The 22,031-nt window shown below is 69.1% G+C and carries 17 protein-coding genes; 9 read left to right on the plus strand and 8 right to left on the minus strand.

The features are described 5' to 3' along the window. Nucleotides 1-4: 4 nt before the first annotated feature. The 4 genes from ABC271_RS14605 to ABC271_RS14620 all read left to right on the plus strand — a co-directional run bounded on the left by ABC271_RS14605 (nucleotide 5) and on the right by ABC271_RS14620 (nucleotide 5,066). Entirely contained in the window at nucleotides 5-1,267 is a 1,263-nt protein-coding gene (locus tag ABC271_RS14605; RefSeq protein ID WP_412925559.1) for a sugar ABC transporter substrate-binding protein, read from the plus strand. A 65-nt stretch (nucleotides 1,268-1,332) separates the two neighbouring features. After that, nucleotides 1,333-2,304, plus strand: coding sequence for a carbohydrate ABC transporter permease (locus tag ABC271_RS14610; RefSeq protein ID WP_412925560.1), 972 nt, complete (start codon nucleotides 1,333-1,335; stop codon nucleotides 2,302-2,304). After that, nucleotides 2,301-3,119, plus strand: coding sequence for a carbohydrate ABC transporter permease (locus ABC271_RS14615; RefSeq protein WP_412925561.1), 819 nt, complete (start codon nucleotides 2,301-2,303; stop codon nucleotides 3,117-3,119). Before ABC271_RS14610 ends, ABC271_RS14615 begins: the two co-directional genes overlap by 4 nt. 3 nt (nucleotides 3,120-3,122) lie before the next feature. Continuing rightward, nucleotides 3,123-5,066: a glycoside hydrolase family 127 protein gene (locus tag ABC271_RS14620; RefSeq protein WP_412925562.1), complete on the plus strand. Its 1,944-nt coding sequence runs from the start codon at nucleotides 3,123-3,125 to the stop codon at nucleotides 5,064-5,066. 260 nt (nucleotides 5,067-5,326) lie between these two features. Here the strand turns inward: ABC271_RS14620 and ABC271_RS14625 are convergent, their stop codons facing one another. From ABC271_RS14625 to ABC271_RS14655, 7 genes are all read right to left on the minus strand, one after another. Beyond that, the gene (locus tag ABC271_RS14625; RefSeq protein WP_412925563.1) at nucleotides 5,327-9,868 is read right to left on the minus strand and encodes a family 43 glycosylhydrolase; all 4,542 of its coding nucleotides are present in this window, start codon (nucleotides 9,866-9,868) and stop codon (nucleotides 5,327-5,329) included. A 336-nt stretch (nucleotides 9,869-10,204) separates the two neighbouring features. After that, nucleotides 10,205-11,218 carry a LacI family DNA-binding transcriptional regulator gene (locus ABC271_RS14630; protein ID WP_412925564.1) on the minus strand — a complete coding sequence of 338 codons (1,014 nt, stop codon included), beginning with the start codon at nucleotides 11,216-11,218 and terminating at the stop codon, nucleotides 10,205-10,207. Next, nucleotides 11,211-12,746 (minus strand): sugar ABC transporter ATP-binding protein, encoded by a 1,536-nt coding sequence (locus ABC271_RS14635; RefSeq protein WP_412925565.1) that lies wholly within the window; start codon nucleotides 12,744-12,746, stop codon nucleotides 11,211-11,213. The genes ABC271_RS14630 and ABC271_RS14635 overlap by 8 nt, the downstream gene beginning before the upstream one ends. 54 nt (nucleotides 12,747-12,800) lie before the next feature. Then, on the minus strand, nucleotides 12,801-13,811 hold the full coding sequence (locus ABC271_RS14640) for an ABC transporter permease subunit (protein WP_412925566.1): 1,011 nt from the start codon (nucleotides 13,809-13,811) through the stop codon (nucleotides 12,801-12,803). Then, nucleotides 13,811-14,854, minus strand: a complete 1,044-nt coding sequence (locus ABC271_RS14645; RefSeq protein WP_412925567.1) for an ABC transporter permease — start codon at nucleotides 14,852-14,854, stop codon at nucleotides 13,811-13,813. Before ABC271_RS14645 ends, ABC271_RS14640 begins: the two co-directional genes overlap by 1 nt. Then, nucleotides 14,851-16,401 (minus strand): sugar ABC transporter ATP-binding protein, encoded by a 1,551-nt coding sequence (locus tag ABC271_RS14650; RefSeq protein ID WP_412925568.1) that lies wholly within the window; start codon nucleotides 16,399-16,401, stop codon nucleotides 14,851-14,853. The genes ABC271_RS14645 and ABC271_RS14650 overlap by 4 nt, the downstream gene beginning before the upstream one ends. A gap of 98 nt (nucleotides 16,402-16,499) precedes the next feature. Then, nucleotides 16,500-17,477, minus strand: coding sequence for an ABC transporter substrate-binding protein (locus ABC271_RS14655; RefSeq protein WP_412925569.1), 978 nt, complete (start codon nucleotides 17,475-17,477; stop codon nucleotides 16,500-16,502). Nucleotides 17,478-17,717: 240 nt separating this feature from the next. Here ABC271_RS14655 and ABC271_RS14660 point away from each other — a divergent pair, with 240 nt between their 5' ends. Continuing rightward, nucleotides 17,718-18,278, plus strand: a complete 561-nt coding sequence (locus tag ABC271_RS14660) for a flavin reductase family protein (RefSeq protein ID WP_412925570.1) — start codon at nucleotides 17,718-17,720, stop codon at nucleotides 18,276-18,278. A 15-nt stretch (nucleotides 18,279-18,293) separates the two neighbouring features. Here ABC271_RS14660 and ABC271_RS14665 read toward each other — a convergent pair whose 3' ends face one another. Further along, nucleotides 18,294-19,190 carry a DUF808 domain-containing protein gene (locus tag ABC271_RS14665; protein ID WP_412925571.1) on the minus strand — a complete coding sequence of 299 codons (897 nt, stop codon included), beginning with the start codon at nucleotides 19,188-19,190 and terminating at the stop codon, nucleotides 18,294-18,296. Nucleotides 19,191-19,361: 171 nt separating this feature from the next. Here ABC271_RS14665 and ABC271_RS14670 point away from each other — a divergent pair, with 171 nt between their 5' ends. The 4 genes from ABC271_RS14670 (at nucleotide 19,362) to ABC271_RS14685 (ending at nucleotide 22,013) form a co-directional block, all read left to right on the plus strand. Further along, entirely contained in the window at nucleotides 19,362-20,345 is a 984-nt protein-coding gene (locus ABC271_RS14670; protein WP_412925572.1) for a MauE/DoxX family redox-associated membrane protein, read from the plus strand. An 80-nt stretch (nucleotides 20,346-20,425) separates the two neighbouring features. Beyond that, a complete protein-coding gene (locus ABC271_RS14675) occupies nucleotides 20,426-21,016 on the plus strand; it encodes a molybdopterin-dependent oxidoreductase (protein ID WP_412925573.1) in 591 nt (196 codons plus the stop codon). Beyond that, nucleotides 21,013-21,753 carry an FAD-binding oxidoreductase gene (locus ABC271_RS14680; protein WP_412925574.1) on the plus strand — a complete coding sequence of 247 codons (741 nt, stop codon included), beginning with the start codon at nucleotides 21,013-21,015 and terminating at the stop codon, nucleotides 21,751-21,753. The genes ABC271_RS14675 and ABC271_RS14680 overlap by 4 nt, the downstream gene beginning before the upstream one ends. After that, the gene (locus ABC271_RS14685) at nucleotides 21,753-22,013 is read left to right on the plus strand and encodes a DUF6510 family protein (protein ID WP_412925575.1); all 261 of its coding nucleotides are present in this window, start codon (nucleotides 21,753-21,755) and stop codon (nucleotides 22,011-22,013) included. Before ABC271_RS14680 ends, ABC271_RS14685 begins: the two co-directional genes overlap by 1 nt. Nucleotides 22,014-22,031 lie beyond the last annotated feature (18 nt).

The following is a 22,031-nucleotide window of genomic DNA, read 5'->3' on the forward strand; positions in this document are numbered from 1 at the left end:
ACACATGAACACCAAGGTCCTGCGCATCGCCGCGGCCCTGGCTACGGCGACCGTCGCCGTCGGCGCCCTGGCCGGATGCTCCGGCGGCACCGCCGGAGGCGATTCCACCGGTGACGCGGCAAGCGGCACGTACACCTGGTGGGACCCGTACCCGCAGCACGCGGAGGATTCCGACTGGGCCAAGCGCGTCCAGGATTGCGGCACCGAGGCCGGTGTGACGATCCAGCGCACCGCCTACGACACCACCGCTCTGACCAACCAGGCGTTGCTGTCCGCTCAGGACGGCACCTCGCCCGACGTCATCCTCATCGACAACCCCGCCGTTTCCACCCTCGCCGACACCGGCATGCTCTCGACCACGGAGGAACTGGGGCTGGACACGTCGAAGATCGACGAGAACCTCCTCGCCGCGGGCGTCCTGGACGGCAAGACCTACGGGATCCCGATCGGTGCGAACACACTCGCGCTCTACTACAACGCCGACGTGCTCTCCGCGGCCGGAGTCGACCCCTCCTCGGTCACGGACTGGGCGTCCCTCGACGCCGCCCTGGCCAAGGTCGCCGCCGCGGGCAAGAAGGGCATCACCTTCTCGGGCATCAACACCGAAGAGGGATCCTTCCAGTTCCTCCCCTGGTTCTGGGGTGCCGGCGCTGACCTGACCGACCTCTCCTCGCCGGAGGCCGTCGAGGCCGTGACCTTGTGGAAGAACTGGCTCGACAAGGGGTACGCGCCCAACTCGGTCATCACGAACTCGCAGAACACCGTGTGGGAGGAGTTCCTCACCGGCGACTTCGGCTTCGCCGAAAACGGCACGTGGCAGGTCAACAGCGCCGCCAAGGCTCCGTTCAAGACCGGCGTGATCGAGCTCCCCGCCAAGGACGGCGGGGCCGCCCCTGCTCCCACCGGCGGCGAGTTCATCGTCGCACCGGTACAGAAGGACACCGCGCGCTACGAGACCACGCGCAAGATCATCGAATGCATGACGACGCCCGAGGGCTTCGTCGACACGGCCAACACCTTCGCCTACTACATCCCGCCGACCGAGGAGGGTCAGAAGCAGCTTCTGACCGAACACCCGGATCTGAAGACGTGGGTGTCCGCTGTGCAGGCGGCGAAGGGTCGCACCAGCGACAACCTCGGGACGAAGTACCCGCTGATCTCCGAGCAGCTGTGGACCGCCGTTCAGAACGTCCTCTCCGGCGCGCAGTCGCCCGAGCAGGCCCTCGACGCCGCGCAGACGGCGGCCAAGTCGGCGACCAGCAAGTAGAGGCACCCGTCGGCATCCGGGGGAGCGGCGACGTTCCCCCGGATGCCCCATCGAAAGAAGTCCCCATGTCCTTCTCGGCCCTTCGTGAGCGCCCCCGCGCGGCCGACGACACCGTCGCCGTGACCGTCCCCCCTGCGCGTCGCCGCCGCGCGCATCGCGACGGGTCGCCCTGGGTGGCGGCCGCATTCGCCGCTCCCCTCGTGATCTACCTCGTCGTGTTCTACCTGTGGCCGCTCGTGCGCAGCATCGACCTGAGCATCCACGACTACACGGTCCGGGCTTTCGTGCAGGGCGACGCCGCCTTCGTCGGCCTGGACAACTACCTTGCGGTCATCTCGTCGCCCACCTTCGGGCCGGCCCTGGCCAACACCGCGGTCTTCGTCGTGGTCTCGCTCCTCTTCCAATATGCGATCGGTCTCGGTCTGGCCGTCTTCTTCCGTTCGCACTTCCCTCTCAGCGGGATCCTCCGCGGACTCTTCCTCGTCCCGTGGCTGCTCCCCCTGATCGTGTCGGGATCGACCTGGTCGTGGATGCTGAACAGCGACAACGGCCTCGTCAACTCTTTCCTCGAGGCCTTCGGCATCGGGCAGATCAACTGGCTGACCTCCCCGGACACGGCGATGACTGCCGTGGTCATCGCCAACATCTGGCTCGGCATCCCCTTCAACCTCGTGATCCTGTACTCCGGTCTGCAGAACATCCCGACCGAGCTCTACGAAGCGGCCTCCCTCGACGGGGCCGGACCCTGGCGGCAGTTCCGCAGCATCACCTTCCCCTTGTTGCGCCCCGTTTCGGCGATCACGCTCCTCCTCGGACTCGTCTACACCCTCAAAGTCGTCGACATCATCTGGATCATGACGCGGGGCGGTCCCGCGGACGCGACCACGACGCTCGCCATCTGGTCGTACCGCGAGGCGTTCGGCACCGGCCAGCCCGATCTGTCGCCCGCAGCCGCTGTCGGCAACATCCTCATCGTCATTGCCCTCGTCTTCGGGTTCGTCTACCTGAGGGCCCAGCGTCGCCAGGAGAACTCATGACCACCCACCGCGCGTGGTGGAAGACGGGCCTCGGCCTGCTCTTCACCGCTCTCATGCTCTTCCCTATCTATTGGATGCTCAACGTGTCGTTCACCAAGACGAGCGACTTGCGCGACAGCCCGCCCCACGTCTTCCCCTTCGATCCGACCGTCGAGGGCTACACCGCCGTGCTCAGCCAGCAGCTGCCCAATCTCGGCACGAGTCTGATCATCGGCCTCGGCTGCGTGCTGGTCACGATCGTGCTCGCCGCCCCAGCTGCCTACGCGATCGCCCTGCTCAATCTGCGGGGCGGACGCACGCTGAACTTCGTGCTCCTGGTGGCGCAGATGATCCCCGCTGTCGTGATGGCGATGGGCTTCTACGCCATCTACGCGCGCGCGGGTCTGCTCAACAGCGTGCCGGGGCTCATCCTCGCTGATTCCACCGTGGCCGTGCCGTTCGGAGTGCTGCTGTTCACCGCGTTCATGGGTGGTCTCCCGCGAGAGCTTCTCCAGGCGGCACGCATCGACGGCGCCGGCTCCTGGCGCACGTTCATGTCGGTCGTCCTACCGCTGAGCCGCAATTCCGTGCTGACAGTCGCCCTGTTCTCGTTCTTGTGGGCGTGGTCGGACTTCATCTTCGCCTCGACCCTGGCCCGCAACTCCGCGCTGAAGCCCATCACCCTGGGCATCTACGCCTACATCGGCAACAACACCACGCAGTGGAACGCCATCATGGCCACCGCCGCCGTGGCATCCATCCCCGCGGCGATCCTTCTCGTCGTCGCCCAGCGCTATGTAGCCGCCGGCGTGACCGCTGGCGCCGTGAAGGACTGATCCGTGGTTCTCGAACGCCCCCTGATCCCCACCGGACGGGACAGTCGGGCGGTCCCCGTCGTCCCCGCGAGCGCGCGTGTCCGAGGCGCCGGCGTCCGAACCGTCCGCCTCGACCCCGAGGGATTCTGGGGGCGGAGGCAGGTGGTCAATGCCGAAGCGACCCTCGCACACTGTCTCGACTGGATGGAACGGTTGGGGTGGCTCGCAAACTTCGACCGCATCGCCCGGGGCGAAGAGCTTGCGGGCCGTAGCGGATGGGTCTTCTCGGACTCTGAGATCTACAAGCTCCTGGAAGCGATGGCCTGGGAACTGGAACGCAAGCCGAACAACGCCCTCGAAGCGATCTTCGCCTCGCTGGTCGAGCGGATCGCGCGCGCACAGGATGAGGACGGCTACCTCGGCACCGCCTTCGGACACACCGGCCAGCCGACACGGTACAGCGACCTGTCCATGGGACACGAGCTGTACAACATGGGTCATCTGTTGCAGGCCGCCGTCGCGCGCGCCCGCACCGGTCACCCCGACGATCCGATCGTCACCGTGGCGCGCCGCGCCGCGGACCACATTTGTCGGGAATTCGGCGACGGCGCACGCGACGGCGTGTGCGGCCATCCCGAGATCGAGGTGGCGCTCGCCGAAGCGGGGCGCGCGTTCGGCGAGCGTCGCTACCTGGATCAGGCGCGCCTTTTCGTGCAACGACGGGGGCAGGGAACTCTGGCCGTGCCCCCGCTGCAGTCCCCGGAGTATTTTCAGGATGACGTTCCCGTGCGCGACGCGGATGTCCTGCGCGGCCACGCGGTCCGCGCCCTCTACCTGTCCGCGGGTGCCGTCGATGTCGCGGTCGACACCGGCGACGCCGTCCTTCTCTCGGCACTCGAGCGGCAATGGGAGAACACCGTCGCGCGGCGGACCTTCCTGACCGGGGGGATGGGTTCGCGCCACCAGGACGAGGGGTTTGGCGATGACTGGGAGCTGCCCGCGGATCGCGCCTACTGCGAGACCTGCGCGGGAGTGGCCTCCATCATGTTCGCGTGGCGCCTGTTCCTGCAGACCGGGGATGTGCGTTACCCCGACCTCATCGAACGGACCCTTTACAACGTGGTCGCCACCTCGCCCAGCGCTGACGGGCGGGCCTTCTTCTACGCCAACCCGCTCCACCAGCGCATCGCGGGATCGCCGGCGGAGGACGGTGTCAACACTCGCGCGGAAGGCGGCGTGCGAGCGCCCTGGTTCGAGGTCTCGTGCTGCCCCACGAATGTCGCCCGTACCCTGGCCTCACTCGCGGCGTACACCGCCGCGTGGGATGACGACGGCATTCTCCTCCTGCAATACGCGGCGGGCATTCTGGAGAGCGGTGGGTGGCGTCTGATCGTGGACACCCGGTTCCCCGACGACGCGCGCGTGACGATCACCGTCGAGGAGGCTCCCGCCGACGCGGCTCGTCTCAGATTGCGGATCCCGGAATGGGCTCTCGGGGCCTCGGTCACTGTCTCCGGGGACGCGGCCCGCCCGGCCGCACCGGGATGGTTCGACGTGACCGTGGTCGAGCCGGGCACGGTCGTGACGATGACGTTTCCTTCACAGCCCCGGCTGGTGTTCCCGGACGAGCGGATCGACAGCGTGCGGGGGGCGGTGGCGATCGAGCGGGGCCCGCTCGTGCTGTGTCTCGAGTCGATCGACCTTCCCGAGGGAGTGGCGATCGAGGACATCCGGTTGCTCCCCCGCATTCCGGAAGCGCACGAGGACGGCGCACGGGCGTCGGCGATCGCTGTCGAGCTCGGCATTCCCACCGGGCTCCTCCCCTACGCCGCCCAACCCGTCGCTCACCGGGCGGGGCGGCCGCTGGAGGTGACCTTCATCCCCTACCACCGTTGGGCGGAGAGGGGCCCCTCTCAGATGCGGGTGTTCATTCCCCTCGCGCCCCCGGAGACGTCGACCGCGCGCTGAGAGGCCCCTCGATGGGCCCGGCCGCCGGCTGAGCGGGCCGCCGGGCCGATCTCGGGTGGTCACGCGACGGACTCCCCCCAGCTGCGCGGGCGACGGGGCGGACGCAGCACCAGGCGTGAACCGCCCGGGGGAAGCCGCGCTGCGACGCGAAGCGCCGTTCCGAACGTCCCGGAGCGGTACGGCGCCACGGACGCCGGGAGCACGGAGAGGACCCCGGATGCCAGGCATCCGGGGTCCTTTCCGGTCGGACAGACCTCCGATCAGGCCTCCGTGCGGCGCGGACGACGCATCGTCCACACCACCCCTCCCGCGACGAGGAGGAACCCTGCCAGCAGGGCCCCGCCGAGCGGCGCCTGCAAACCGGTCGCGGCGAGCTGCCCGGCCGCGACCACCGTGATCGGCACCGTGCGGATCACCGAGCCGTCGGCACCGTAGACGACGATCGAGTGCGCACCCGCGGCGAGGTTGCCCGGGATCTGCACCTCGAACGTGACGCGGCCGTTCGCGTCGGCGGCGGGGATGCCGGCGATGCGGATCGGGTCGCTGCGAAGCTCCGCCGTCACCTGCTCACCGGCGCCGAGGCCCGTGACCGTCACGCGCACGATGCCCCCGCGCTCGACCGTGGTGGCCGACACCGATACCGACGGGGCGGCATCCGGGCTCGTCGTGGGCGAGGCCGTCGGCGTCGGGGTGGCCGTGGGCTCGCCCGTCGGCTCCGGCGTCGCGGTCGGCTCCGGCGTCACGGTCGGCGTGGGCGTCACGGTCGGCGTGGGCGTCACGGTCGGCGTGGGCGTCGCGGTCGGCGTGGGCGACACCGTCGGCGTCGACGTGGGGGTCGGCGTCGGCGTCGGTTCAGTGGTGTCCGGGACCTCTCGCGGAGCGACGCTCGAGAGCGTCGGCTTCACGGTCTGGAACAGCCCGTCCTCCCCCACCTCGAGGCGGTCGATCGTCGTCTCGCGGTTGGTTCCGCCACCGCCCGGGATCGCGAATCGGTGGTACGCGATGTACCACTCGTCCGTGCCCGGCACGTTGATGATCGAGCTGTGCCCCGTGCCGAGGATGCCCTGCGAGGCATCCTTCGACAGGATCACACCGCGGTACGTCCACGGACCGTCGATGCTCGTCGATGTGGCGTAGCCGACGCGGTAGTCGGCCGAACCGGTGTCGTCGATCGAGTACGTCAGGTGGTACAGACCGTCGCGGTAGTTGACGAACGAGCCCTCGCGGAAGTCGTTCAGACCCGAGATCGGCCTGATCGTGCCCGCCTTGATGCTCTTCATGTCATCGGAGAGCTCGCCGTAGACCGGGTTGCCGTTGCCCCAGAACAGGTAGTACTTCCCCGTCTTCGGGTCGTGGAACGCCGCCGGGTCGATTGCCTGCCCGCTGTGGACGCTCTCCGCGTTGGTGATCATCGGCTGCGCCTCCGCGGTGAACGGCCCCTCGGGGCTGTCGGCAACGGCGACGCCGATCTCCTTGCGGTCGTCCTTCGGGTTGTGGCCGCTGAAGTAGAAGTAGTACTTTCCGCCCTTCTCGATGATCGTCGGAGCCCACGCGTTGCCGGTGGCCCACGGGACGTTGCCGTCGGCGCCGTTCAGGGTCAGGAAGGGCGTGTCCGAACGCGTCCAGTCGACGAGGTTCTTCGACGTCCAGACGTAGAACGTGTTGCCTCCCCATCCGGGTACGCCGTCGGTCGTGGCGTAGATGTAGTACGTGTCGCCGAACACCGCGATGTTCGGGTCGGCGTACAGGCCCGGGAGCACCGGGCTCTTCATCTCGACGGCCTTGAGCGTCCAGATCACGTCGGACTGGCCCTCCGTCTTCAGCGTGACCGTGACCGGCGTGCTGAGGTTGCGCACCGTTCCCGACGCGGGGGTGGCCGTCGTCCCGGGCGCCGTCGCGAACGTCGGACGCGGGGTCGTCAGATCGGTCCCCGGCACGACGGGGAAGACCACCGTCCGGTTCTCGGCGTCGACGATCGGAGCGACCTTGAGCGCGGCGGCATCCTGCAGGCTCACGTTCGTGAGGATGCCGGGATTCTGGGCGGCGACCTCGTCGGGGCTCAACGCGCGGTTGTAGAGCGCGAACTCGCGCATCTGACCACGGAAGAGGTTGTCGTCGTTGTACACCGACTTGCCGAGGTAGTTCGCCAGGGTCTTGCCCCCGCCGATGTCCCCGGGACGGACCGTCACGTTGGTGTTCTCGGCGACCTTCTGGCCGTCGAGGTACACCCGGGCGGTGTTGCCGCTCAGCGTGTAGGTCAGGTGCACCCAGCGGTCGCGCGGCAGCGCGCTGCCGGTGGCGGCGTTCTGCTCGCCGGTCCAGTTGCCCGTGGTGAGCGCGCCGCGGTACTGGCCGTCACCGGTCGAGAAGAGGTAGCCGTTGCCCTTGCCGTCACCACCCGTGTTGCCGAAGGCGTACAGGAAGTACGGGTTCTTCTGCGCCGGATCGATGCGCAGTTCGGTGTCGACCGTGAAGTCGGTGACCCCGGCCAGCATGTCGTCCGGCAGGTCGACGTAGTCGTTGCTGCCGTCGAAGGTCAGCGCGTCGTCGGAGAACGTCGCCCCGCCCTGGATCCGCGCGTCGCGGCCCGCACCGGAGCGGTCGTGCAGCGTCGCGCGCGACCCGTCGGTGAAGTCGTACCGCAGCACCTCGCCCTTCGCGTTGGCCGTGACCGGGGTCACGGTCGGCTCGGTCGGGATGTTCTTGCGGAGCGCCGCGAGCTCCTCGGCGGTCACGGGCATGACGGTTCCGTGGCGAGGGCTGCTCGGCAGCGTGTAGCTCGCGGGGACCTGCCAGTTCGGGTCGGCGATGTCGGTGGTGGCCAGCGGGATGTACCCGCGCCCGCCGTACTCGTCGACGAACAGGTAGTACTTGTCGCCGTTGACGTCACCCGGGTTGGACTTAAAGATGCTCGGGCCTTCGACCGCACCCGTGCCGGCGTTCTTGCCGATGCACGACGTGACCTGCGTCCAGTCCTTGAGCGGGGCGGTCAAGACCGGCGAACTCTCCTGGATGATGTCGCTGCACCCGGTGGTCCCGGCGCCCTCGTCCTTCGTGAAGCGCTGGTAGACGCCGTTCGCCTTGATGACGGTCGAGTCGATGCGGGAGATCCCGCCCTGCCAGACCTGGGGCTGGCTGAAGGTGACGAAGTCGCGCGTCGTGGCGTACATCATGCTGTTCGGCACGTTCGCGGTGTGGCCGGGGTCGTCCTCGGGGTAGATCTTCGACGCCCAGAACACCACGTACTCCCCGAGGCCCTCGTCGTAGTACGCCTCCGGTGCCCAGGTGTTGCCCGCGGTGTCGGGCGAGACCCGCACGTGACGCTGATCGCTCCAGTTCACGAGGTCGTGGGACTCCCAGACCTCGATGTACTTCGACCCCACCGTCTGCGAATCACCCCAAGAGGTGCCGCCGCCGATCGAGAGGTCGGTCGCGATGAGGTAGAACGTGTCGCCCTCGGGAGAGCGGATGATGAACGGGTCGCGCAGACCCTTCTCCCCGTAGCTCGAGGTGAGGACGGGCTTCCCGCCGTTCAGCTCGGTCCACGACAGCGCGTTGTTGCCGTTGCTCGCGGCGAAGTAGATGTTCTCGCCCTCGATGGTGTTGCCCGTGAAGTAGGCGAACGTGTAGCCCTCGAAGGCCCCGAGGTGCACGGCCTTGCGCACGTTCACGGCGATGTCGCGCGTCTTCGTGACCGAGCCCCTCGTCACGGATGCCGTGAGGGTGACGGTCGTGTCCGCCTCCTGGCGCGAGACGACGCCCGTCGTGGACACCACGGCGGGGTTCGAGCTCGCCCACGTGACGGCCAGACCGTCCGAGGTCGTCGGCAGCGTCAGGTTGCCACGGGCGTCAGCGGCATTGACCACCGTGATCCCGTCGAGCGCCTTCTGCGCCGCGCCGGCGTCGTCGGGGATGGCGAGGACCGTCGCGGTGACGGCGGCCGTCGTCGTGGCGGATCCGCGCGTCAGGGTGGCCGTCAACGTGACCTCGGCATCCGGCTGTCCGGCCGCGGGACGCGTGACGGCGCCCGTGTCCGACACGACTGCGGAGTCCGAGGACGCCCACGCGATGGCGGAGCCGTTCACTCCCGCGGTCGGCAGGGAGATGTTCGTGGTCACGGCGCTGAGGTCACCGAGGTCGAGAGCCGCCTTGTCGCGGGCGACACGCTGCTCGTCCGTGGCGACGAGCGTCGCCACCTCGTCGGCGGACAGGGCGCGGTCGTACAGGCGGAAGTCGCGGAGGCTTCCGGCGAGGCGCTTGTCGGGGGTGTAGTTCGAGCGGCCGAGGTAATTGGCCGTGGTCTTCCCGCCGCCGATCGCCCCGGGGGTGATCGTCGTGTTGGTGTTCTCGGCGACCTGGACGCCGTCGAGGTACAGACGCGAGATCTTCTTGTCCGCGTCGAGGGTGTAGGTGAGGGTCTTCCAGACCCCGCGATCGAGGTTCGCCGACCCGCGCGTCTCCTGCTCGGTGGTCCAGTTGCCGCTGGCGATGCCGGTGCGCGCCGGGTTGCCCGTGGCGAAGAGGTAGCCGTTGCCGTACCAGTCCGTGGTGTTGCCCAATCCCCAGATGAAGTAGTTGCCCGACTGTTCCGGGCGCACCAGCACGTCGGTGCTCACGGTCACCGAGGTGAGTCCTTGAAGGATGTCGTTGGGAACGCTCACATAGTCATCGGCACCATCGAGGCGGACGCCGTTGGCGCCGGTGAGCGAGGGGCTGCCGGCGTAGGCGGCGTCGCGGCCGTTGCCGGAGTCGTCGTGGGCAACGGTGCCCGAGGTCTCGTCGAGCGGGTACGAAACGATCAATCCGCTCGTACTCGTTGCCGCATCTGCGGCAAAAGGGACAGCAATCGGCGCCGCGACCAGCGCGGCGGCGACCGGGACGGCGAGCGTCCAGGACGGGAAGCGGCGGGGGAGCGCCGTTCGATGGAGTGTAGGCACGGGGGTGCGGGTCCTCTCGTGAATGCGACATTGCATAGGCCGTCGACGACGACGACACCCCAAATGTTAGCGCTCACACCACGATCGACACCAGTCTGACGTGCGAATCCGCTGGAGTCAGCGGCTACGCCGGAGACCCCGACCCCCGCCCTCGGCACCGGTCATGATCACGGGGCACGGACGTCGCGGAACGCCCGGTCGTCAGGAGCGCTGCGGGGCCGAGTCGCGCACGACGAGCCGCGTCGGGAGGGGGGTGCTCTCGCTCACGGTGTCGGGCTCTTCGACCATGAGCAGAACCTTCTGCATGAGGATCTCTCCGAGGGCGGCGAAGTCCTGACGGACGGTCGTGAGGGAGGGGAAGAGGAACGGCGCCTCGGGAACGTCGTCGAAACCGACCACGCCGATGTCCTCCGGCACCCGCAACCCGCGCTCGCGGAGCGCCGACAGCACGCCGATGGCCATGTGGTCGTTCGCGACGAAGATGCCTTCACCGGGGGCGAGATCGGTCTCCGTCGCGATGCGGTATCCGCTCGCGGCCGACCAGTCGCCGTGGACGGGCGGGGTCGACTGCGCGCGGGCGGAGGCGATCTCCTCGCGCCAGCCGCGCAGGCGCTCCACCGCATCGGGGTTGCGCGCGGGACCGGCGATGTGACGGACGGTGCTGTACCCGGATTCGAGGAGGTGGCGCACGGCGGCACGGGCGCCGCGGTACTGGTCGATCGCCACCAGCCGCGGATGCGGCCTGCTGGTCGTCGCCGCGGCGACGATGGGCACGTCGATCTCGATCGCCTGCACCGCGGCGAGCACCTCGACGTCGACGACGATGAGCACGATGGCATCCACGCGCTGTTTGAGCAGCCCGTCGATCGCCGCGCGGACGGCCGCGACGTCGTTCTGCGGGGAGCTGATCGCGTCGACGTTGTACCGGGCGGCGCGCGCCGCGAAGTTGAAGTTGGTCGCGATCGACGAAGGCCCGTAGTCGACGGTGCCCGGCGTGACGAGGCCGATCGTGCGCGTGCGGCGCGTCACGAGGGCCCGGGCTGCGGGTGACGGGCTGTACCGCAGTTGTGCGATGGCCTGCTCGACGCGCGCCCGGGTGGCGGGGCGGACGTTGGGCATGTTGTTCAGGACACGCGACACCGTCTGGTGCGAGACGCCGGCGAGCCGGGCCACGTCGAAGATGTTGGCGGTGCGCGAGGCCTTGTCGTCAGCCATCGGAGACCTCCTCCTCCCCCGCGGCGGGCTTGGCCACGAGGGCGAGCAGGGCGTCGGAGGTGAGCTCGGCGGCCGGGACGATCTGCGCGAGCACGCCGTCGCGCATGACCGCGACCAGGTGCGCCACGCGGAGCACCTCGTCGAGTTCGGCGGAGATGTAGACGATGGCCAGACCGTTGTCGGACAGTTCCCCCACGAGGCGCTGGATCTCGGCCTTCGCGCCGACGTCGATGCCGCGCGTCGGTTCGTCCAGCACGATGACGCGGGGCGAGAGCGCGAGGAGCCGGGCCAGCAGCACCTTCTGCTGGTTGCCGCCCGAGAGGGTGGCGACGGGGCGGTCGATGTCGGCGGGGCGGATGTGCAGCGCCTCCACCCAGCTCGTCGCCAGCTCGCGACGCCGCGCCGTGCTCAGACGGTGGAAGATTCCCCGCTGCGCCTGGAGGGCCAGGGTGATGTTGTCGAGGACGCTGAGATCGCCGATGATCCCCTCGGTGCGCCGGTTCTCCGACGAGTAGGCCACGCGCCGACGGATCGCCTCGCGCGGCGATCCGAGCCGCACGGGTTCACCGTCGATGCGCACCTCGCCGCTGTCCGGGTGGTCGACACCGGTCAGCGCGCGCGCCAGTTCGCTGCGGCCCGATCCCAGCAGACCTGCGACCCCGATGACCTCGCCCTCCGCGATGTCGACGTCGGCGTCGCGCAGACGAGCTCCGGATGCCAGCCCCCGCGCGCTCACGATCGACGGGCCCTCCGCAGGCCCGGGCGAACGCGTCCCGAGCGGGGCGAGGGCGTCGGCCGCGGCGCCGAGCATCTTCTCCACGAGGTCGATGCGCAGCAGCTCGCGCGTGCCGTACTCCCCCACGAGTCGCCCGCCCCGCAGGACGGTCACGCGGTCGCAGATCTCGTAGACCTGGTCGAGGAAGTGCGAGACGAAGACGATCGCGATGCCCTGCGTCTTGAGATCGCGGATGACGCGGAAGAGCTCGGCGACCTCGTCGGCATCCAGGCTCGAGGTCGGTTCGTCCAGGACGAGCACCTTCACGTCGACCGAGACCGCGCGGGCGATGGCGACGAGTTGCTGGATCGCGAGCGGGTGCGTGGACAGCACCGACGACGGGTCGACGTCGACGCCGAGCGAGGCCAGGGCCTCGGTCGCGCGGTCGCGCATCGCGCGGTGATCGATCATCCCGAAGCGGCGCGGTTCTCGTCCGAGCGAGATGTTCTCGGCGACCGTCAGGTTGGGAAGGAGGTCGATCTCTTGATAGACGGTCGAGATCCCCACCGCCTGGGCGTCCGCGGGGGTCGCGAACTGCATCGGCCGACCCTCGAGGAGGATCTCCCCCTGGTCCAGGCGCAGGGCCCCGGTGATCGCCTTGATCAGGGTCGATTTGCCGGCGCCGTTCTCCCCCATGAGCGAGTGCACCTCGCCGGGACGCAGCCGGAAATCGACGTCGGCGAGGGCCGATTCGACACCGAAACGCACCGTCGCCCCACGCACCTCGAGGAGGGGTGGGGCGACGGTCGACATGGGGTCAATCATGCCCGCGCGACGGTCGCCGCGCGCGCATCCTCTGCGGGCGCGTCATTTGGAAAGCGCGGACCGCGAGACGATGATCCGCTGCACCACGACGAACACGAGCAGCAGGGCACCGACGGTGATCCGCGTCCAGGACTGCTCGGCGCCCGAGAACGAGATGATCGTGCGGATCAGGCCGTAGACGAAGACGCCGATCATCGAGCCCAGCACGAACCCGCTGCCGCCGGTGAGCAGCGTCCCGCCGATGACCACCGCGGCGATCGTGTCCAGCTCCGTCCCGACACCGTTCAGCGGATAGCCCGCGCCGGAGTAGGCCGTCAGGACGATGCCCGCGAGACCCGCGCACACGCCACTGATGACGTAGACCGAGAGCTTGGCTCGCACGACGGGCAGACCCATGAGACGCGCCGACTGCTCGTTGCCGCCGACCGCGTACACGGTGCGTCCGAATCGGGTGAAGCGGAGCACGAAGGCGGCGAGCGCGACGGTCAGCAGCGCGATGATGCCTGTCGGGGTGATGTACCACCCGGCGAAGGAGAAGCGGGTGGACTGCAGCCAGAGGAGCCCCTCGTTGTCCACCTTGATCGACTGCAGGCTCACCACGAACGCCAGACCCCGGGCGAGGAACATGCCGATCAGCGAGGCGATGAAGGGCTGGACGTCGAAGAACTGCACCAGCACCCCGATGAGCAGTCCGATCGCCGCGCCGATGAGGATCATCGCCGGCACCGCGACCGCCACCGGCACGCCCTGCGAGAGGAGGCTCGCGCACAGGATGCCGGTGAAGGCCATGACCGCGCCGACAGAGAGGTCGATGCCGCCGGTGAGGATGACGAACGTCATGCCCACCGCAAGCACCAAGAGATACGCGTTGTCGAGCAGGATCGAGGAGAGGATCCGGGGAAGCTGGAAGTTCGGGAAGTAGGCCATCGACCCCGCGATCATGATCACGAGGATCGCGATCGCGGCGAAAACCGGGATCCACGAGACGTGGCGGCTGAGGAATCGGCGATACGTGGTCGCGGCGGGGCCGCGCTCGGCGGTGAGAGTGACCATCAGGACAGCACCTTTGCGTCGGGACGTCGGGAGAGGGGACGCAGGGCCGAACGGCCCGCGGTCTGGAAGAACGCGCGGAACCGGCGCGACTGCAGCAGCACGACGATCAGCACGGCCGCGGCCATGAAGACGGGGCTGACCGCCGGCGGCACGCCCAGGAAGGTGATCGTGCTCTTGAGCGTCTGGATCGTGAACACTCCGACGACCGTGCCGGCGAGGCTGAACTTTCCCCCGGCCAGCGACGTGCCGCCGAGGACCACCGCGAGGATGGCATCCAATTCGATGTAGAGGCCGGCGGCGTTGGCGTCGGCGGCCATGATGTTCGAGCTGTAGAGGATGCCGGCCATGCCCGCGAGCGTGCCGCTGGCGATGTAGGCACCCCAGATGATGCCGCGCGAACGCACGCCGGCAAGCCGGCTCGCCTCGGGGTTGATGCCGACGGCTTCGGTGAGCATGCCCAGCGCCGTTCGCCGCTCGACGATGCCGACGACGATCACCGCGGCGATCGAAACGTAGAAGGCGAACGGCAATCCCAGGACGTATCCCTGCGCCATGAACTGGTACGGGTCGCTGTTGATGGTCGTGATGAAGCCCTTGGTGATGAGCAGGGCGACACCGCGGCCGGCGAGCATGAGCACGAGCGTGGCGATGATGGGCTGGATGCCGAGCACCGAGACCAGAAAGCCGTTCCAGACGCCCAGCAGCAGCGCACTGCCCACGGCCGCCGCGATCGCGATCATGACGACACCGAGGTCTCCGGGATCGGGTGAGGCCTCGATGATCGTCAGCGCGACGGCACCCGAGACCGCCATGATCGCGCCGACCGAGAGGTCGATGCCGCGCGTGGCGATGACGAGCGTCATGCCGAGCGCGACGAGCATGAGCGGCGCACTGTTGCGCAGGATGTCGATCAGCGACCCATAGAGCTGGCCGTTCTGCACCGTGATGCTGAGGAACGACGGCCGCGAGATCGTGTTGACGGCGATGAGCGCCACGAGCGCGGCGATCGGCCACACGAGGCGGTGCGAAAGGAACTTCTTCATGCGATCTTCTCCCGATCGGACGACGTTGTCTCGGGCTGCCCCTCGGCGATGTAGGTCACGAGGCCGTCGAGGTCGACGTCCCGGGTGGCCAGCTCGCCGATCTTACGACGGTCGCGCAGCACGGCTACGCGCTGAGCGATACGGAGGACCTCTTCCAGTTCGGAGGAGATGAACACCACCGCCAGACCCTTTTCCGCGAGCTCGGCGACCTTGCGCTGGATGTCGGCCTTCGCGCCGACGTCGATCCCTCGCGTGGGCTCGTCGAGAATGAGCAGTTCCGGCGCGGTGGCGAGCCACCGGGCGAGCAGGACCTTCTGCTGGTTGCCGCCGGAGAGGTTGCGGATGAGCGCGTTCGGGTTCGCGGGACGCACACCGAGTGCGGTGATGTACTCGTCCACGATGGCCTGCACCTCGGCCGAGCCGAGCTTGCGGAGCGCGCCGCGGCGCGCTTGCACACCGAGGATGATGTTCTCGGCCACGGTGAGGTCGCCGACGATGCCTTCGGCGCGACGGTCCTCCGAGGAGAAGGCGATACCGCGATCGAGGGCGTGGCGCGGTGAACCGAGGCGCGACGGGACTCCGCCGACCTCGACCTGGCCCTGGTCGGCGCGGTCGGCACCGGCGATGAGGCGGGCCAGCTCGGTCCGTCCCGAGCCCAGGAGTCCGGCGAGGCCGACGATCTCCCCGGGGAAGACATCGAGGTCGACCGGCTCCAGGGCGTTCTTGCGCGCGAGCGAAACGGCCTTCAGCACCGGCGTACCCGCGCGATCGATCGGGCGCTCGGCGCTGGCCGAGATGGCATCCAGTTCTCCGAGCTCGCGGCCGATCATCTTCGCCACGAGCTGTTCGCGCCCGAGCTCGGCGATCGGGTATTCCCCCACGAGGGTGCCGTTGCGCAGCACGGTCAGGCGGTCGGAGATCTCGTAGATCTGGTCGAGGAAGTGCGAGACGAACAGGATGGCGACGCCGCGGTCGCGGAGACTCCGGATGACGGCGAAGAGCTGCTCGACCTCGCCGCGGTCCAGGCTCGAGGTCGGTTCGTCGAGGACGAGCACCGTCGTGTCGACGACCATCGCGCGGCTGATCGCGACCAGCTGCTGCACGGCGATGGAGTGGCTGGCGAGGACCGAGCGGGTGTCGATGTGCACCCCGAGCTCGGCGAGCGCCGTCGCTGCGGCGGCGTGGGTCGCGCGCCAGTCGACGATCCCCGCGCGACGGATCTCGTTGCCGAGCATCACGTTCTCGCCGACGGAGAGGTTCTGGCAGAGATTGACCTCTTGGTAGACGGTGGCGATGCCGGCGGATTGGGCGTCGGCGGTGGAGCGGAAGAGCCGCTCCTCGCCCTGAACGCGGATGGTGCCCGAGTCGATCCCGTAGACACCGGTGAGCGCCTTGATGAGAGTGGACTTGCCGGCGCCGTTCTCGCCCATGAGCGAGTGGACCTCACCGGGGTAGAGGGTGAAGTCCACGCCGTCGAGCGCTTTCACTCCGGGGAAGGAGATGCTGATGCCGCGCATCGCGACGACGGCAGCACGTTCGGATGTCATGCTCGATCGCTTTCTCAGAGGGTGAGCGGAGGGTGTGCGGGGCCAGGTCGGCCCCGCACACCCGTGGGGTACGGACGCGGGCGGCGTCCGCGGGTGGATCAGTACTTGCGGTCGGGCAGAGCGGCCTTGGCCTGCTCCTGGTCGAACGCCTGGTCCTCGACGATGTACTGCTTGTCGACCGACTCGCCGGCGACGACCTTCTTCACGACCTCGGCGACCTTCTCACCGAGCAGCGGGTTGCACTCGACGATGTAGTTGAACTCGCCGTCGGCCAGGGCCGTCATGCCGTCCTTGACCGCGTCGATCGTCACGATCTTGATGTCCGTGCCGGGCGTGAGACCCGCGGCCTTGATCGCGTCGAGCGCGCCCAGGCCCATGTCATCGTTGTGGGCGAACAGCAGGTTGATCTGCGAGCCGTACTTCTGGAGGAAGCCCTCCATGACCGTCTTGCCCTCGGCGCGCGTGAAGTTGCCTGTCTGCGAGTCGAGCACCTTGATGTCGGTGCCCTTGATCGCGTCGTTGAAGCCGGTGGCGCGGTCGGTCGCGGCCGACGATCCCGTGGTGCCCTCCAGCACGACGAGGTTGGTCGGGGTCGTGCCGAAGTTGTCCGCCACCCACTTACCGGCGGTCTCGCCTTCCTTCTTGAAGTCGAGGCCGACCCAGCTGGCGTACAGGTCTTCGGAGGCCGACACCGTGCGGTCTTCGAGGATCACCGGGATGTTGGCATCCTTGGCTTCCTTGAGGACGTCGTCCCAGCCGTCGGTCACGATCGGGGCGAGGACGATGGCATCCACGCCCTGGTTGATGAAGCTGCGGACCGCGGCGATCTGCGCCTCGGGCTTGTTGTCGGCCGCGTTGAAGATCAGGTTGAACCCGTTCTCCGACGAGAACGCCGTCTTCATCGACTCGGTGTTGGCACTGCGCCAGCCGCTCTCCGACCCGGTCTGCGCGAAGCCGACGGTGATCACGTCGTCTCCACCGCCGCCGGCCGTGGTACCGCCGCCGGCACAGCCGGACGCGGTGAGAGCGATCGCGCCCACGAGCGCGAGTCCGGCGAGGGTCTTCTTCGCCTTCATGTTGAAACCTCCTCGTTTCGCCGGCTGCGTCGCCGGTTTCATGTGATGCAGCCCCCTCGGGCGGGCTGACTCCTGAATGTTAGCGCTCACACTGGCCGTGGTGTCAAGACGGAATTGCAACGAGAACGTCACGGAAGGGCGGATGTGAAGCCTCACAAAGACGCGGCCGTCACTCCGATGATGTGTCGCCGCGTTTCGCGTACCGGCGCCGTACCCCCTGCCGGGCGTTACCGTCGAGGTATGACTTCCCTCCCGCAGGAGCGATCCGAGAGCACGCCGACCATCGGTACGTCCGTCACGGCGGACGACTTCAAGCGTGCGTTCCGCGGCCACCCCGGCGGCATCGCCGTGATCACCGCGTACGGCGAGCACGGTCCCGTCGCGCTCACCGCCTCGTCGGTGTCGTCGGTTTCGGCCGATCCGCCGCTGCTGATCTTCTCGGTGTCGAGCCTGTCGTCGGCGACCCCCACGATCGTGGCCGCGTCCACGATCGTGGTGCACCTGCTCGACGCGGAAGACATCGGCCTCGCCCGCGCCGGCGCCACGAGCGGCCTCGACCGCTTCGCCGACACGTCAGCCTGGTCGCGCCTGCCCACGGGCGAGCCGATCTACCACGGCGTGCGGGCGTGGCTGCGCTGCGCCGTCGTCAGCCGCATGGATGCCGGCGGCTCGACGGTCATCGCCGCCCAGGCCCTCCAGGTCAACGTCGAGCGCGACCTGGAGCCCGGCGAGCCGGGCGCCGCGCTGGTCTACCACAACCGCACGTGGCACCGCCTCGGCGAGCACTCTCGCCTGGACTGAGAAGACCGGCCCGCGTCAGTGCGCGGCGTCCGCCTTCTCACCACGGCGGAACACCCGGCCGAGACCGGTCACGACGCCGACGATGATCAGGCCCAGGACGAGACCGAAGACCGCCGAGATCGCGGTGTCGACGATCCACACGACCACGGGGCCGGTCGCCTCGATCGCGTGTTCGACGGCGTGGAGCAGATCGGACGGACCCGCCCACAGCGTCTCGCCGAGGTTCTGCACCACCAGGTGGCCGCCGACCCACAGCATGGCGACCGTGCCGACGACGCTGATCACTCGGAACACGGCGGGCATGGATGCCACCACCCGTGCTCCGAAGCGCCGGACGCCACGCGCCGGGCTCTTCATGAAGCGCAGTCCGATGTCGTCGATCTTCACGAGGAGCGCGACGGCGCCGTAGACGACGACCGTCATGGCCAGCCCGATGATGAGCAGCGCGCCGAGCGTCATCCAGATGCCGAAATCGGGGTCGAGGCTGGACAACGCGATCAGCATGATCTCGGTGCTGAGGATCAGGTCGGTGCGCACGGCACCGAGGACCAGCTTGCGCTCGTCGCGCGGGCCGTCCTCGTCCTCGTGTCCGTGCGCGACACCGAACCACTCGAGCACCTTTTCGGCGCCCTCGAAGCACAGGAATCCCCCGCCGATGATGAGCAGGAACGGCAGCACCCACGGCGCGAAGGCCGTCAGCAGCAGCGCGATCGGGATGATGATGACGTACTTGTTGACGATGCTGCCGAGCGCGATCTTCCAGACGACCGGCAGCTCGCGCGCCGGGGTGATCCCCTGCACGTATTGCGGCGTCACGGCCGCGTCGTCGATGACGACACCCGCCGTCTTGGCGCTGGCCTTGAGGGCGGCGCTGAGGATGTCGTCGACGACAGCGAGCAGACCGACAGACATGAGCGATTCTCCCTGTGTGGACGGCTGCCGCGGAAGACGCGCGCAGTGACGGAGTCGTCACAGCGACCCTAGCGGCCCCGGCGTCGACGGGCGCACGGGGCGGCTTCACCCCGGCACGACGGGACGTGCGCGCCCCCGCCCGTCCGGGTGGTCCGCGGGACCCTGGGGGGTATGCTCGCCGCCTCCCTCCTTCCCGCCCTGATCGTCGCCGCCGTCCTGCTCCTCAGCGGTATCGGGAAGCTCCTCGATCTCGACGCGGCCCCGTCGACCTTGCGGGCGCTGCGGCTCACGGGGCTGCCTCCGCGTGCCGTCGTGGGCACCGTGGCGTCGGCCGAGATCGTCGTGGCGGCAGGGGTGCTGCTGGGCGCCGGGCTCGTCGCCGTCGTCGCGGCGACCGCGTCGGTCACGCTGGCGCTCCTCTTCCTCTCCGTCGGAGTGCGCGCGCAGGCGCACGCCTCGACCGACGAGTGCGGGTGCTTCGGGCCGCTGGCATCCACTCGCGTGGGTCCCGCCATGACGGCACGGAACGCGGCGATCACCGTTCTCGCCGTGCTGGGGCTCATCGGCGCCGTCGGCGACCTGCGTGCGCCCGCACTCGCCGTCCGTCTCCTGCTGTCGCCCGGCCCCGCGGTCGTGGTGGCCATCGCCGCCGCCGCCCTCGCCGTCATCGGCGCGACGCTGCGCACCCCGGGGCCCACAATCGAGACTCCCGCGAGCGACGTGCGCGATGCCGCACTCATCACGCCGGACGGCGCGGTCGTCGTCCCCCGTCAACGCGCGTTGCGGGGTCGGGCGCAGCTGCTGCTGTTCGTCCGGCGCGGGTGCAGCTCGTGCGAGAACATCATCGACCGAGTGCGGTGGGACCGGGAGTTGCTCGAGACCCTGGTCGACGTGCGGCTCATCGTGGCCGTGGGCGACGACTCCGCCGTGAGCACGGCGGGCGAGGGGCTGCACGCGGATCCGTCCGGAGAGTTCGCCGTCGCTCTCGGCATCCCCGCCGACCGTCCGGCGGGTGTGCTGCTGACCACGGCGGGCGAGCTGCTGCGGCCGATCGCGCTCGGGGGCGAGGACACCGCCTCCCTCGTCGACACGGTGCTCGCGGCGGCGGCCGACGCCCGCGGGCCCCGTACCGACGGCGCCGCGTCGTCGAATTGATCCGACAATCGTCCCTGTCGCGTCCCCGGCGACCTGGCTAGGGTGAAACTCGTCCACTCCCGGGAGGAAAAGAGGCATCCATGTCGTTCATCACTCGAGGGTTCTCCGGGCGCCGCGCCGAGCGCGATCCACGCCTTCCTCCGGGCCAGACCCTGGTGGGCGACTGGCCGGTCCTGTCGGCCGGACCCACTCCCGAGATCGACGCGGACGACTGGGAGTTCGTCGTCCGCACCGAGAACGGCGAGCACCGGTGGAACACCGCCCAGCTGCAGGCGCTCGGGATGGAGGACATCACCGTCGACATCCACTGCGTCACGCACTGGACCAAGCTCGACATGCCGTGGCGCGGCGTCTCGCTCGACCGCATCTTCGACGAGGTCGAGACGGCGCACGACTTCGTCATGGCGCACTCGTACGGCGGTTACACCACCAACGTGCCGCTCGAGGACCTCCTGGACGGGAAGAGCTGGATCGCGTTCGAGGCCGACGGCGAACCGCTCACGCCCGAGCACGGCGGACCCGCGCGGCTCCTCGTTCCGCACCTGTACTTCTGGAAGAGCGCGAAGTGGGTGCGCGGCCTCGTCACGATGCCCGACGACGACCCCGGCTTCTGGGAGCAGAACGGCTACCACCTGCACGGAGACCCGTGGCAGGAGGAGCGGTACTGGTGACACACCGCCCGACCGCCTGGCACACCGCGACGGTCGCCGTGATCCGGGCCGAGACGCCCAGCGCGCAGCGGATCGAGCTCGACATCCCGACCTGGCCGGGCAACGACGCCGGCGCGCACCTCGACCTGCGACTCACGGCTCCCGACGGCTACCAGGCCTCGCGGTCGTATTCGATCGCGTCGTCGGGCGACGGCACGCGCGTCGTGCTCGCGGTCGACGAGGTCCCGGACGGCGAGGTCTCGCCGTTCCTCGTGCACGACCTGAGAGTCGGCGACGAGATCGAGGTGCACGGTCCCCTCGGGGCGTTCTTCATCTGGACGCCGCCCACCGAATCGTCGCCGCGTCCCGTGCAGCTGATCGCGGGCGGCTCGGGCGTGGTCCCGTTGTACGCCATGGCGCAGGCGCACGGCAGCGCCGCGGATACGAGCGAGTTCCGTCTTCTGTACTCGGTGCGCACCCCCGCTGACGTGTTCTTCGCCGACGAGATCGCCGCGCTGGCAGCGTCGGGCGCCGTCGACGTCGACCTCGTGTACACGCGCACCGCCCCGCCCGAGGCATCCGTTCCCCCCGGCCGACTCACGGCCGAGCGGCTGCGCGACGCGGTCGTGCCGGCCGAGCGCGCTCCGCGGGTCTACGTGTGCGGCCCGACGCCGTTCGTCGAGGCGGTCTCGCAGTGGCTCCTGGAAGCCGGGCACCGGCCCGGCGACATCCGCACCGAGCGATTCGGAGGCTCGTGATGGACGTTCTCGACGGCAACGCGCTGGCCGGCCGGCTGGCCGACCTCCTGGGGTGGGATGCCACGGACTCCCTGATCCGTTGTCGATCGTGCGGGACCGACGCCGCCCTCGCCGTGGCCGCGGCGTACATCAGCCCCATGGGTGTGGTCGCCCGATGCCGATCGTGCGACGCGGTCCTCCTGACGATCGTGGATGCCGTCGGCGGACGCTCCTGGTTCGGGATGCCGGGCATCGACGCCCTCGAGGTGCGGCGGGCGTAGAACGTCGAGGTCGGGCCG

Origin of the sequence: Microbacterium canaveralium (assembly GCF_047238045.1) — a bacterium.
Lineage (GTDB): Bacteria > Actinomycetota > Actinomycetes > Actinomycetales > Microbacteriaceae > Microbacterium.